A 13527-nucleotide genomic window follows, 5' to 3' on the forward strand; every position below is an offset into this window, starting at 1 on the left:
TTGCTCAGTCAAGCGAAATCTAAAAAAGATGAAAAAGCACCTTGAAAGGGCTGGGGCAGAAGTACCAAACACCGAAGCGAAAACCCCTCATCAAATCCAGGTTCTAATGAGTGCCGTAATGCGTTTCTAAAAGCGATCGCAGCATATCAACCATCGGGATTCCTTCTTCGACCGCCTTTGCTTTGATCGCTTTGTGCAACGGTTTTGCAATATCCAACGTTAGCCGCTTCATCTTGACGTTTTTATTAGCCTCCTCCTTAACCGTTTCTTGAGGGGTTGGCTCGACTACGATCGGTTCAACGACATCAGTTTTGGTGATCTTTTTGGCGCTGCGAGTTTTCTTTTTGGTGGGTTCTGCGATGGGATCTGAAGGTACGATCGCCGTTTCCAAAACAGGACTTTCTTTAACGCTGATCGAAGTCGGAATCGATGTAGCCTCAGTCTTGGAGCTTTTCGCTTTTTTGTTGACCATGTTTGCTTGTCCTACTGACGCTAGGAATAATTTGTTTTCTGTGAATACAATAACTCACATTTGCAGAAAATCGTAAATACAGAAAACTAGACCGTTGATGAAAGTGAGGTCTTCTGCACTAGAGCAAGTAATTTTTGATGGGGTGAGCGATCGGTATTCCTCTACACCTGTCGCAAAAGTTTAGCCCTTTAAAATCACAAAGTTGCATTCAGACATCTGGATGAAAACAGCGTCGCTTTTAAGGGATTTACCAATGGTTTGTTTTGATTTCAAAAGTCTTGCATCCAAGCTTCTGCTCACCAGTATTGCAAGTATTTTTTGCGTTCCTCTACCGTCACTTGCCGCCGAGCCAATTCGCGTTATTCTTGACCATGACGGCGGATTTGAAGACTACTATTCACTCCTGGTTTTGGCGCTGGCCTCTCAAAAAGATGCGCCCCCCGTCAAACTTTTAGGAGTCACAACCGCTTCTAACGGAGAGTCTTACTGCAAAGATTCTAACGGATATCCAGAGTTAAAAAAAGAACTGTTAGGCAACTTTAGTGCAGACGAAGGCTCGATTTCGGGCATCACTCAAAAAGTTCTCTCCGTCGCGGGCTATAGTGGCGCAAAAATCTATACAGGCTGTGATGAAAGAGTCACAACAATTGCCGTTCCCAATCAAGCCGATGAGTTTGGCAAGCCGCTTCCTGGCTCCAAAAGAACGCGGTTTCGAGTCCAACTTCCGCTATCTGGAAAACCTGGATTAGAACCTTGCTTGCTGCACAAAGAATTTGTTTTTTCTCAACGAGACATTGTTTGTTTTAACGAATTCAATCGACCCTTTCGAGACGAAACTTTGCGGTACGTTTTGCCCAAAGCACAAGACGCACTCAATGAATTTCAGCTACCCGAATTAAACTTATTTGACCCCACAAAGAAGGCTTCTACATTCTTGGCAGAGGCAATCTGTGAGTCTTATCAAAAGCAGGAAAAACTGACGATCGTTGCCGTTGGCCCCGCGACCAACATTGCCAGAGCCTACGTCAAACTAGAGCAAGCCCCCAAAAAATATGGCTGTCCTTTTAACATCAAGCTGACCGATTTGAAATCAGTGATTTCGGTACGCTACATGGGAGGCGCATGGGACGCTAACAAAGCCGACAATTTTGACCCAAATGGCAACTATCGACTCAACGAACCCTTCCCCACCTGGACAGAAGGCAACATCTATTTCCAAGCTGGAGAACACATTTTTGGAATGCACCATCTTCCCTTTCCCGGCACAAACTTTGAAGCCATCCAAACCGGGGAATCTAAAAAAGCATTCAACTCTCTGAATAACGCAGAATTTAACTTTTGGATCGACGCAAAAGCCGTTGAGAAACTTCTAAACTCAGGCATTCCAACTGACATTGTGCCGTTAAATGCGACCAATTTTGCCAGACTGCAAGGGTTTGCCGATCGCATTCAAAATAACCCCGCTCAATGCAAAACGGCTCCCGCTCAGTTCGTCAAAAATGTGCAGTTAGCCAACTCTCCTGCTCCAGGGGTGTTTGTCTTTGATGGGCTATTTCTCTGGGATACGTTAGCAGCAACCAGCGTCTGGAATAACTTTGTAAACTTTGAAGACTTCCGCGATCTCGAAATTACAACTTTGACAAATGGAGATCCCAACACCGTGACGGGACAGATTTCTGCCAAAGAACTTTTTCGTCGAGATATCGGCAGTCTATTTAGACTGGGACGAGTCAACAATCCTGTTAGAGTGGGGCTTACCATCAATCCGGCCCCCGGCGACCCTGACTTTAAGACAACGATTCAAAACGTAGTGTTTGATCTAGTTTGCCCTTCTTAAAAGATTAGTTGAATGGGTAGTTTATCTCTGATTGAGGGCGAAAATTAACTACCCACTTTTTCAAATCTAATGTTCTTTTTTGATTGAGCAGCGATCGAACCAGCCTTGATATAACTCAGATTGACTTGCATCTTCTAACTCGATTTCAACTCGAATGCGTTTGCAGCCGTGCCGCAGTTGGTGAGCGATCGTATCCATTAACCAGGCTGCCGTTTTGGGTGAATCGAATTCTCCACTAACAATATGATTGCTAATTTGATGCGTGTCAGGAATGTAGTCTTGCAAATTGAGATCAGAAATTCCGTCTTCTCCCAAATCGATTTCAGCAAGCTGTCTACGGTCTGGGCTAATCTGTTCGACAATCAATTTTTCACGCCGGACAGGAACCTGAATCATCCGAGTTTCGATTTCTTTACGAACAATTACCTCGCCAACTTTATGTTTCGTGTAGTCAACTTTTAGCCGTTCTTCTAATAGCTGAATTGACTCTTCTTGTACAACCGTTTCTGACAACACTTTTGGACTGTCAACATGCTCAATCACACCCTGCGCCTGTTCAGGAATGGGCTGATTTTCGAGGGTGTCAACTTCAATTTCTTGAGCCTGATTGTCCTGCTCAATGATGATAGCGCCAAATAAGTCTTGGGTCGGTTGATTCGATGATTGCATGGGAAAAGAATACTCCGGAAGACGACGAATATCTGCTTGATTAAGATTGATCGCAACGGTGCGATCGCGTGATTTTACACGACTGACAAATCGACTAGAAAGCAACAAAAATCGCTCTCCTTGGTTGACATCCGGTTGAGCAACAATAATCTTTAGACGCTGCTGACCATCAAGGATCAAATCTCTTACCTCGCCAACAAACCGCCCCTGACGATCGACCAGATTAAAGCCCATAATTCTGCTTTTCAAGTGATCGAGTCTTGCATCAATCGGCTCAGATGCTCCTGTTTGGGATGAATGCTCTTTTGTAAAAGTTTCAGAATTCATAAGGTTGAATTTTCGGGTAATTTCACTTCTTTAAAAACACAGGCAGAGCCTCACAGATTAGCCCTGCCCATGTCTCTTAAACGATTAGATCAGCCATTAACTAACCTAGATTCTGCGGTTTGCAGCGTCGCCTTCCACCACGGGACGCCCTTGAGTATCCACATCCAATTCTTCACGACGGATTTGTTCTTCGGCGGTTACAGTGTCTTGCTCGACTACTTTCTTCACCTTCACTTCTTCCCGCACAAACGCCTCTTTGTGGATGTCTGGCGTTTCCTCATAGACTTCAACTCGCGCCACTTCACCTTCCTGGAAAGCAGTTGCATCAGGGGTGATGGTGCCAGAGGTAGGAGTTGTCCGCTCGATCACAACGCGCTCTTTTTCAACGGGGACAGAGACTCTAGCGGTTTCGGTTTCGACGCGCTTACCGATCGCCACTTCGCCCGTTTTGGCACGAGTTTTGCTGGCTACTAGACGTTCTTGATACAGCTTGAGGCTGGGGTGTTTGGTGTCATCGATCGCATACAGGTCTGCGTCGTGGTTGTCATAGCTGTAGGTGTCACGATCGTAGGTCGCAGGAGCCGCACCCATTGATGAGCCAGTATAGGCAACGCCAGTATCAACTGGGATCGGAGAGTCAAGGGAAGCAGAGGCTTCTAAAGGAGCGCCCAGACCTGTCGTTGCGGTAGCCGCAGTCGGACGGTAAACATTACGAACTTGCTCTTCATGCTCGTAATCGATCTTCAAATCTTCGGTAAATTCAGGCAGAGACTCGACTTGAGCTTTGGTTAAACCATCCGCATAGACGTGGTTATCGCTGTAATCGATGCGGGCACGTCCGATCGGCAGCATGACTTGCTTGCCAAAAATCCAGGCTCCGGTGTTGATGACTAAATAGCGAAAACGCCCTTCTTCATCGACTAAAACATCATTAACTGAGCCAATTTTCTGGTCGCCAGAATAGAGATCCATACCTTTAATATCGTGACCCTCAAAATGATCGCGATAGTCAGGATCAAAGTCCTTAATTTTATAGAGTGCCATGTTTAGTTTCCTCAATTTTAGCTGTGGTTTCAACTATTAATGTTAGGGATTGAATTTAGAAAGACCATCTTTCTAATGACCTAATCAACTCTCTCTAATGACTGAACTTTTCTCAAATGTAACTTCCGATTAATTTCTGACTAAGGTAATCTTTTGATTAAGAAACATTGAAGGAGGCGTTGAATTAGATAAAATCATTTCTCTTGACTTCTACAACCTTGTATTTCTACAACTATTTATAGATGAAAGCAGACTCTTGGTTAGCAAAGCTTCGAGCACATCGAGCGATCGCGGTTATTCGTGCCCCTACGCTCAACCTGGGTCGAGAAATGGCTAAAGCAGTCGCACTCGGTGGAATGAAGCTAATCGAAATCACCTGGGACAGCGATCGCCCCGCTCAATTAATTCATGAACTCAGGAACGAACTTTCTGACTGTACGATCGGGACGGGCACTGTTTTTACACTCCATCAATTACAGTTAGCGATCGAGGCGGGGGCGGAGTTTGTCTTTACGCCTCATGTCAATCTTCATTTGATTGAGCGAGCGATCGAGCAAGAAATTCCCATGATTCCAGGGGCGCTTACGCCGACTGAGATTGTGATGGCGTGGCAAGCAGGAGCCAGCAGCGTCAAGGTTTTTCCAGTTCAGGCGCTTGGAGGAAGCCGCTATATTCAAAGTTTGCAGGCCCCTCTGGCACACATTCCGCTGATTCCAACAGGTGGGGTGAGTCTGGACAATGCAAAAGAGTTGGTGGCCGCAGGCGCGATCGCCGTGGGACTATCGGGCAATTTGTTTCCCAAGTGGGCAGTCGAGAATCAAGATTGGGACGCGATCGTGCAGCAGTCCAAAAGTTTGATGCAAGGGTTGGAGGATTTTAGAAGAGGGAGGGGGGAGGAGGGAGGAGGGAGGAGGGAGGAGGGAGGAGGGAGGAACTGGCCAACGTGAATTCTGTACTTGTCGCGGCGTTGCTGAATCAGGGGGTGTGCCCCAAAGCGGCGGGAACCCCAAGGTTCAAAGCCCCCCAATTTTGGGAGATTTAGGGGGCGAAAAGACTAACGCTTCCCACAGATTCATCCCTCCAATCAGCAACGCCCTTGTCGCTTTTGTTGCAGGTTCGCTTTGCTTCATAAATGGAGGAACTTTGAACCGGAAATTTTCTCTGAAAGTTACTCAGAATTGGCAGGAGATTTGAACATTGAAGCGAAACAACTTCATCAAATTGATATTAAACAAAATTGGGAGTGACTGGAATCTGTACAAGTGGCGGTGTAGTCGAATAGACAAGGGCGAAACAAGTATAAATGTCCGATGCGAAAGTGAAATGGCTCAAGATGCAAATTCTACTTGCAGACTTTCTGAAGCTGACTTTTGCACAGGGTTGCAGCATTACCACCAACATATCCATTATCAATAGAAGAGAGGGGCTAAAAATGAAGTGCCTCAACTACGCTGCTGCTATGCTTTTGGCTACTACTGGCTTGACTTTGACTACCCTAAATGTTGATTTATTACCTGCTTTAAGCAAACCTGTCTCGATCGCGAAATCAAGTCCGGTCGTCACCAAAATTGCAGCCCTCAAAAGGTCTAACCAACGTTGGATTGAGATTGATTTGTCCAGTCAACGGCTCACCGCTTGGCAAGGCAAAAAGCCCGAATATGCAATGATCATTTCGACGGGTAAAGACGCGACCCCAACACCAACGGGTGTGTTTGCAGTCCAAACCAAACTAGAATCGGCTCGAATGCAGGGTGACGACTATGACATTCCGGATGTGCCCTACACCATGTTTTATTCGGGCAACTATGCCATTCATGGCGCTTATTGGCATCGCAGGTTTGGCACGCCTGTCAGTCATGGCTGTGTAAATGTGGCCGTCGATCATGCAGAACGTCTGTTTGATTGGGCTGAAGTCGGTACTCCAGTCATTGTTCGCGAGTAGTTCCTGAACGGTGGGTAGCGATCGACCTGAGTTTTATCGAGTGCATTAAATTGATATGAATTCTATGATGTTAGCGGACGTTTGAAACGTATCAGAAGCTGCTTTGCTTCGTTGCTGTCCCGCCACTAGCGGGTGAATGCGATCAACGGTACTCTTTAAACGTCCTCTTACAATCAGGTTGACGATTTAGGAAACTTGAAGAAAGTTATGCATAAACTGATGAGCTAGAGGCGCAACCAAAGGAGAGAACTGTTTGGCTTCTATGAGCATTCGATCGACGCTCTCATCAATTTGACTTTCTGCAAACTCTTGCTCAAGAACGATTGAACAATCTTGAATTACAGCGTCATCCATTTCTAGATGAAACTGAATCGCCCATAGAAAGTCTTGATAGCGAAAAGCTTGATGGGTATAGATTTCACTTTTCGCTAAATGGGTGCAACTTGGCGGTAAATCAAATGTATCTTGGTGAGACTGAAATACTTTGAAGCGATCGGGAAACTCCCTTAACAAAGGGTCAGTTTTTGCCGCCTCGGTTAATTGCACCTCACACCAACCTGCTTCTCGACCCGCCTTTCCCCGATAAACAGAGCCGCCCAGAACTTTTGCCAAAACTTGCGACCCTAAACAGATGCCCAATGTGGGAATTTTTTGAGCGATCGCGCTTTCCAAAAGCTTAAATTCATCGCGCAAAAATGGATATTCGTCATTTTGATAAGCGCTAATACTGCCGCCCAAAACAACAATATGAGAGTAGCTTTCTAGCGGGTGACTCAACCCCTCACCTTGAGAAATATCTAAATATTGAATCGAAAAATTATTCTCCTGAGCAGCATTTTTTAGCATTCCTAAACTGGTACATTTTTCATGTCGAATGACTAAAATTGCAGTCATTTAGCGCTCCCTCGTTTTGACAGAATTGATGTCTCAAACCGCAACCTTTCTTTAATGCTGCTAAGTTTTGAATCCCGGTTTCTGTATTCCTCGCCACATATCATAACAAGTGGATACGGTACAAATTTTGAATCATTCCGCAAGCCGAATTCACTATGCCGTTGAGCCTGATCACCCCAGAGCAGCACGATCGCTTTCGAGAAGATGGCTTTTTGATTGTAGAAAACCTGATTGATCAACAGACCGTCGATCGGTTAATCGATCGCATTGATCCGCTTTTTTCGGGCGAATTTGAGACGGGCATGTATCCCGATGAATGGTACTGGAATCCCGCTCTGGGGTTGCCGACTGCCTCTGGTCAGATGAGTAATGTCTGGAAAAGCGATCGTACGTTTGCCTCAGTCGTCCTCTCGGCCAAAATTGGCGAAATTAGTGCGGCTTTGGGCGGTTGGAATGGCTCCCGGTTGCTCAGTGATAGCCTGTGGCGCAAACCTTACGGAGCCAATGAAACGACGCTGCACCAGGACTCGATGTACTCCTTTTATCACACGCCTCAAGAACTTGTGACTTGTTGGATTGCGTTGAGCCATGCCGTTAAGGGAGCCAGCACGATCGAGTATGTGCGCGGTTCTCATCATTGGCCCAGGTCAGGAGCCGTCGCAGAATTTCACGCCACAAACAAGAGCTATCGATCGGATATGGAGCAGGCCGCCCAGCAAGCAGGCATCAATCATCCCGAAGTTTTGCAATTAGAACTCAAGCCAGGAAGCTGCGCCTTTCATCACGGAAACATGTGGCACGGCTCTAACAAAAACTTAATGCCTGGTGTCGTGCGTCGCAGTTTGGTCATGGCTTACATTCCCGCAGAGTCTCGATTCAAACCCGCCGGGGCCTATGTGCCAGGAGGCTATCTGCCAGGACGATACAAACGATTTGGAGACGACACAATGGATGAGAGTTTTTTCCCGATCGTCTATCACTCCAAGGGCGATCGTTCGGCGTTTTTAGAAGACGCTAGACATTAGACCGAAGACTAAACGTTTATTGAGTCAGAGTGAATTCGGTGTGAATCCGATGAAATTCTTCACTTCGCTTACAGATTCAGAGGAGCAAACTAAATCCCCACGACTAAGGGATTTTGGAACTCTTCTCTTGAAGTCCCCCAAATTGGGGGGTTGGGGGGCAGAAGCTCCTAACAACGAAGCGAAAGAATTTTATCAAATCTACGTTTCCCCAAAGTCCAGTGTCTAATGTCCTACCCCATGCAGCTAACCCAAACGCAAATTAATCAGTTTCGTGAACAGGGATTTCTCATCGTGGAGAAGTTTCTCACCTTCGATCAGGTCGATCGCCTCAACGATCGCCTCGATCCGCTCTTCGCCACTCAGCTAGAAACAGGCATCTACCCCGACGAATGGCACGGTCGGCCCGGATTGAGTCAGCCCAATGCAACTCGCCAAATGTCTGGGTTGTGGCGCTGCGATCGTACCGTTGCCAGCTTTTCACTCTCTGCCCAAATCGCCCGTCTCAACGCAACCCTCGCAGGCTGGTCAGGGGGACGGTTTGCCCTCGATAGCTGCTGGATCAAGCCTCCCAACGCGCCCGAAGTCTCCTTTCACCGCAACAATACGCTCGTTTCTAGCATTGCGCCCTCTGCGATCGTCACCTGCTGGATCGCACTCGACAACGCCACCGCCGCCGCCGGAACGCTAGAATTTGTCCCCGGTTCTCATAAATGGGAGTGTCACGATCGCTTTCGATTTTTGCACGCGCCTCAAGCCGACTATCGACAACCCCTCTGGGATGCGGCACAAGAAGCGAAACAAACTGGGACGATCGTTGCGGCAGAGCTTTCTCCGGGTGGATGTGTGTTTCTCGACGGCAACCTTTGGCACGGATCGGGACGCAACCAGACGGCTGATTTGACTCGCCGCAGTTTCTCAATTAGCACCTTTCCGCTGGATATTTGCTTTCGATCGCCCGGAGTCGGAACGGACTATATTTTTGGTCGCTATCGTCGAATCGGCAGTGCTGAAGTTGATGAGAGTTTTTTTCCGACGCTGTGGACATCAGACGGGTATCGCACACCAATGGTTAATGAGTATTGCGACGATGCGTTAGTGAGTGTGAAATGATTCAACAAATGTGATCTTCTGCGGTCAGTAACGATTGCTACGAATTTTAGGTAACGATTCTCGTAGTGTTAAGCAGGTTACTTTGGCACGATCACAACCTACGGATTTTTGGTGGCTTATAGTTTGATCTCGATCGCCGCTCCCGTTTATCTTCATCGAGAACACCAATTGCGCTGGAGTGATGTAGTGTTTGCAATATTGCGTGTAGCTTTTATGATCGTTCCAGTTCTCAGCAATGTTGGCATTCCCGGTAAATCTAGTTTGTTTCCGGTTCCGGCTGTTTATTACAATGTGTTTTCTTATTTGTTTTTAATGTATTTAGTGGTGGGCGCAGGTTGGTTTCTCCATATGCGATTTCCTGAGATCATTAACCATATGGGGAGAGACATCAAAGCCTCAAACAGCCGTTCTAGCGACCTGAAAAAAGTGTAATTTACGGAGGTGTTGTCATGGTCATGGAAATTACGAAGCCAGAACAAACGATCGACCCAATTGCCGAATTTATCGCCACCCTTAGAGCGCAGAACGTTGAATATGTGCGGTTTGAACTGCCCGATCTACACGGGGTTTCTCGACTCAAGGTGGTGCCGATCGACAAAGTAGAAGGCTACACGCGCAAAGGGCTAAACTTCTACGGCGGTACATTGGCCCTTGATACAGCCTCAATGGTCGTTCCCAAATCGGGACTGCACGAAGAACGCAACTATCGCGATCATTTGCTGGTGCCCGACCTCAAAACGCTGGCTCCCGTTCCCTGGCAACCGCACACGGCGAAGGTGATTTGTGATGCGGTGTGGAGTGCTGATGAGCCGCTAACCGTTGCCCCTCGCTACGTCTTCAAACAGCTATTAGACAAAGCGGCTGAGATGGGATTTGATGTGATGATGGGTCACGAATTTGAGTTTTACTTACTACATAGAGAGACTCAAGCGCCGCTGTTTGGCGGGCTACACATCTTCAATCACATTCGCAATCAATATGTCCCCGAACTCAATCAAATGTTGGATTACCTGCGGGCGGCGGGCATTGATGTGATCACCCACAATTGCGAGTATGCGCCTTCTCAATTTGAGATTAATTTTGGGCCGGCGATCGGGCTTCACGGGGCAGACAAGGCCTTTACCTTCAAGAATGCGGTCAAAGAAATCGCGCATCAACTGGGCTATCAGGCCACCTTTATGTCTAAGCCATTTTCCGATCGCGCGGGTTGTTGTTGTCACTTTCACATTAGTCTGCTCGATCGCACCACTCAACAAAACGCCTTGCTCGATCGCACTCAGCCCGATGGCTTGTCTCAAACGGCTCGATCGTTCATTCAAGGCATTCTCACCCACGCGCCCGCGATGATGCCGTTGATTGGCCCGACTCCCAACTGTTACCGCCGTCTCAAACCCCACACCTTTGCCCCCTCCAACATTAGCTGGGGAATCGAAGACCGATCAGCGATGGTGCGCGTCAAAGCTACGGGCGATCAAGACACTCACTTTGAAATGCGGGCGGCTTCAGGGTTGAGCAATCCTTATCTGACGGCGGCGGCGACTCTTGCGGCGGGCTTGTTGGGCGTTCAACACGGCTATAAATTGCAGCCCCAAGCGGACGGGCCGAGTGAAGATAATCCCGATTTGCCCAAGTTACCGCCGACCTTAGAAGCTGCGCTAGAGAGTCTGAATGCGGATAGTGGGATGCGATCTCTCTTAGGCGAAGAATTTGTACATCTATTGACAACCGTCAAACAGTTTGAACTCGCTCGTTTTCACAGCCACGTCAGCGATTGGGAGCGACAAGAATATCTGGAAGTCTATTAGTAAATCAATAACTCCGGCAATTAATTTGCGGCTACCACAACGAAACCCACCTTCGCAGGTTAAAACTTTCAGTTGTAGATTGTTGAATCCTTTCTCCTTAACCAGTCTGGTTGTGAGGTTTACTCGGACTGCCATTGTCCCAAATGCTGATCACAAAGCCTTGTTCTCTGGCGTGCTGTTCGATCGCGCTCTGATCCAATCGGTTAGCAAAGAGCAAGATCCCGCCCTCACAGCCATCACCCCGATTTAACGCCTGAGCGATCGCATCGAATGGTTGCAGATGATAGCCCTGCCACCCAAACGTTGGATAGGTGTCGCAAACCAAGACGAGCGATCGTGCCTCCCCTTTAACAGTGCCAGCCAAAATGAGAAAGTGCCCCACATTCCAATCTGCCGGGGGCGCAGAAATCGGGTCGCCTTTGAGATAAGCGATCGCGTCACTGACGGACAACTGGCTTCCCCACAAATGGTTCGTTCTCAGGTTGCAAAGCGGAATCATTTCCCAATCTGCCTGATGACAAAACTTCAAAACCGTCTCGACCCGTTCAGCAGACCACTCCGCCCGCAGAGGCACCAGACAATAAGCGTTTTGAGAATGCTCTGACACCGCCTCGATCAAACCCTGAGCAGACGTTCCCGCATCTTGCAGACGATCAGTTTCTGGTAAAGCCAACTCATAATCCTGACGAGACAAAGCACCCCTAGGCAGCCAGTTTGACGCATCCCCGATCGGAAGGACTGAACCCGCCGATCGCGCGATCGCTGCGGGAGAAATCGAGAAGTGGCGCGATCGTAGCAACAGAGATGCCCAATAGGGCCCACAAAGATTATCCTGCTGCTGTCCTGCAAGCTGACGTTCGCTCACAACCTGCGACATGCCAGGCAGTAGCTCGATTGAAAATTCACGATGCTGCATAGGGAACATCAGCTTACTTTTTAATGACTATAGGTTAGGGAAAGGACATTGGACGCTAGACATTCGACATTAGAAGGCTAGGTATGAAGCAAAGCAAGTCTTGGGTTTGTGTCTCTTGCCTCCTGTCCTCCGTTTTCTCTCTTAGGTCAAACGTCTTCAGCCTATTTCTCTATCTTTTGGGATGCAAGTGGCGCTTGCAATTGAGGGCAACACTCGCTACGATGGTGCAAGTAATGCTTACATAACCCCACTGTAACGCCCTGCGATCAAAAATCCAGGTCATAGGAATTTCAATGACTCCAAACTCTCCGACTGTTCTTCCTAAGAGCAGAAACACCCTTGCGCCCAGTTGGATCACGATCGCCTTTCTGACTTCAATGCACGCGCTGGCACTCTTGGCTCCCTTGTGCTTCTCCTGGTCTGCCCTGGGGGTTGCTTTGTTTCTCCACTGGCTGTTTGGCGGGATTGGTATCTGTCTGGGGTATCACCGATTGTTGAGTCATCGGAGTTTTCAGGTTCCTAAATGGTTAGAGTATACGATCGCTACCCTCGGCGCTTTAGCGATTCAAGGCAGTCCGCTTTCCTGGGTTGGGGGTCACCGCCAGCATCACGCGCACACCGAAGACGTTGACAAAGATCCTTACTCGGCAAAACGTGGCTTTTGGTGGAGTCACATGCTCTGGTTGCTGTACGATCGTCCCGAATTTTTTGATCGAGAAGTCTATTCTAAATATGCGCCTGACCTGGCCAAACAGCCCTATTATCGCTGGCTCGATCGCTACTTTCTGGTGTTGCAGATTCCTTTAATCGTTTTGCTGTATGCAATGGGCGGCTGGTCGTTTGTGCTGTATGGCGTTGTGGTGCGATCGGTTTTGTTGTGGCATTCTACCTGGCTGGTCAATTCGGCGGCTCACGCTTGGGGCTATCGTACCTTTGATGCCGCAGACGGCTCTCGCAATTTGTGGTGGGTTTCGCTGGTCACCTATGGAGAGGGCTGGCACAACAACCATCACGCCTATCCCCATGTTGCCCAAGCAGGCTGGCGCTGGTGGGAAGTCGATACAACCTGGTGGGCAATCCGCGTTTTGAAGATGTTGGGATTGGCCAAGAAAGTTGTAATGGCTCCTGTGCAGGTGAAAAGTGAGTAAGCGTCCTTAAGGGAGCAATTAGCTGCTTTTACGAAAGTAGAACGACTGTGCTGACCCTTGGTATCAAACAGATTCGACGACTTTAGAAGAATAGAATAACTCTCGTTTAGATCTCCGATTTCTTGAAGAAGTTGGGGATTTTCACCTTTAAAGTGATTCAAATAACGTGTCGATGAAGTTTTCTCGCTTCATTGTTGGGTATGAATCGTTGAGGCTGAAAGTTCGGCAGTCTCGCAGAATTGGGGTTTGGGGAGCGAGTTCAGACCATTATTCAGCAAGGTCAAAGTTCTGGGAAACGTCGATCGCTCTAATAACTTCCCAAATCTGCCCAATTCAGG

Annotated in this window: 13 protein-coding genes; 8 read left to right on the top strand and 5 right to left on the bottom strand. The window is 47.9% G+C overall.

Annotated elements, in window-relative coordinates; genetic code table 11:
• Nucleotides 1-103: 103 nt before the first annotated feature.
• On the bottom strand, nucleotides 104-472 hold the full coding sequence (locus ACJ2PR_RS13710; protein ID WP_446861780.1) for a hypothetical protein: 369 nt from the start codon (nucleotides 470-472) through the stop codon (nucleotides 104-106).
• Between the two features lie 253 nt (nucleotides 473-725).
• Here ACJ2PR_RS13710 and ACJ2PR_RS13715 point away from each other — a divergent pair, with 253 nt between their 5' ends.
• Nucleotides 726-2309: a nucleoside hydrolase gene (locus ACJ2PR_RS13715; protein WP_446877416.1), complete on the top strand. Its 1584-nt coding sequence runs from the start codon at nucleotides 726-728 to the stop codon at nucleotides 2307-2309.
• A 66-nt stretch (nucleotides 2310-2375) separates the two neighbouring features.
• Here the strand turns inward: ACJ2PR_RS13715 and ACJ2PR_RS13720 are convergent, their stop codons facing one another.
• Both ACJ2PR_RS13720 and ACJ2PR_RS13725 read right to left on the bottom strand, forming a co-directional pair.
• A complete protein-coding gene (locus tag ACJ2PR_RS13720; protein ID WP_446877417.1) occupies nucleotides 2376-3305 on the bottom strand; it encodes a YsnF/AvaK domain-containing protein in 930 nt (309 codons plus the stop codon).
• A gap of 105 nt (nucleotides 3306-3410) precedes the next feature.
• On the bottom strand, nucleotides 3411-4349 hold the full coding sequence (locus ACJ2PR_RS13725; protein ID WP_446861777.1) for a DUF2382 domain-containing protein: 939 nt from the start codon (nucleotides 4347-4349) through the stop codon (nucleotides 3411-3413).
• Nucleotides 4350-4591: 242 nt separating this feature from the next.
• On the opposite strand from ACJ2PR_RS13725, the gene ACJ2PR_RS13730 reads away from it, so the two are divergent.
• Entirely contained in the window at nucleotides 4592-5296 is a 705-nt protein-coding gene (locus ACJ2PR_RS13730) for a bifunctional 4-hydroxy-2-oxoglutarate aldolase/2-dehydro-3-deoxy-phosphogluconate aldolase (protein ID WP_446877418.1), read from the top strand.
• A gap of 512 nt (nucleotides 5297-5808) precedes the next feature.
• Complete coding sequence (locus ACJ2PR_RS13735; RefSeq protein ID WP_446877419.1) at nucleotides 5809-6291, top strand: L,D-transpeptidase; 483 nt, start codon at nucleotides 5809-5811, stop codon at nucleotides 6289-6291.
• 186 nt (nucleotides 6292-6477) lie between these two features.
• On the opposite strand, the gene ACJ2PR_RS13740 is transcribed toward ACJ2PR_RS13735, so the two are convergent.
• The gene (locus ACJ2PR_RS13740; RefSeq protein WP_446877420.1) at nucleotides 6478-7185 is read right to left on the bottom strand and encodes a type 1 glutamine amidotransferase; all 708 of its coding nucleotides are present in this window, start codon (nucleotides 7183-7185) and stop codon (nucleotides 6478-6480) included.
• 155 nt (nucleotides 7186-7340) lie between these two features.
• Here ACJ2PR_RS13740 and ACJ2PR_RS13745 point away from each other — a divergent pair, with 155 nt between their 5' ends.
• The 4 genes from ACJ2PR_RS13745 to ACJ2PR_RS13760 all read left to right on the top strand — a co-directional run bounded on the left by ACJ2PR_RS13745 (nucleotide 7341) and on the right by ACJ2PR_RS13760 (nucleotide 11125).
• On the top strand, nucleotides 7341-8210 hold the full coding sequence (locus tag ACJ2PR_RS13745; protein WP_446877421.1) for a phytanoyl-CoA dioxygenase family protein: 870 nt from the start codon (nucleotides 7341-7343) through the stop codon (nucleotides 8208-8210).
• Between the two features lie 225 nt (nucleotides 8211-8435).
• The gene (locus tag ACJ2PR_RS13750; protein ID WP_446868615.1) at nucleotides 8436-9320 is read left to right on the top strand and encodes a phytanoyl-CoA dioxygenase family protein; all 885 of its coding nucleotides are present in this window, start codon (nucleotides 8436-8438) and stop codon (nucleotides 9318-9320) included.
• A 111-nt stretch (nucleotides 9321-9431) separates the two neighbouring features.
• Nucleotides 9432-9752 (top strand): hypothetical protein, encoded by a 321-nt coding sequence (locus ACJ2PR_RS13755; protein ID WP_446877422.1) that lies wholly within the window; start codon nucleotides 9432-9434, stop codon nucleotides 9750-9752.
• A 17-nt stretch (nucleotides 9753-9769) separates the two neighbouring features.
• The gene (locus tag ACJ2PR_RS13760; RefSeq protein WP_446877423.1) at nucleotides 9770-11125 is read left to right on the top strand and encodes a glutamine synthetase family protein; all 1356 of its coding nucleotides are present in this window, start codon (nucleotides 9770-9772) and stop codon (nucleotides 11123-11125) included.
• Nucleotides 11126-11222: 97 nt separating this feature from the next.
• Here ACJ2PR_RS13760 and ACJ2PR_RS13765 read toward each other — a convergent pair whose 3' ends face one another.
• Nucleotides 11223-12041, bottom strand: coding sequence for a DUF6885 family protein (locus tag ACJ2PR_RS13765; RefSeq protein WP_446868612.1), 819 nt, complete (start codon nucleotides 12039-12041; stop codon nucleotides 11223-11225).
• 293 nt (nucleotides 12042-12334) lie between these two features.
• Here ACJ2PR_RS13765 and ACJ2PR_RS13770 point away from each other — a divergent pair, with 293 nt between their 5' ends.
• Complete coding sequence (locus ACJ2PR_RS13770) at nucleotides 12335-13189, top strand: acyl-CoA desaturase (protein WP_446861768.1); 855 nt, start codon at nucleotides 12335-12337, stop codon at nucleotides 13187-13189.
• Nucleotides 13190-13527: the final 338 nt, after the last annotated feature.

Source organism: Phormidesmis sp. 146-33, assembly GCF_052939515.1.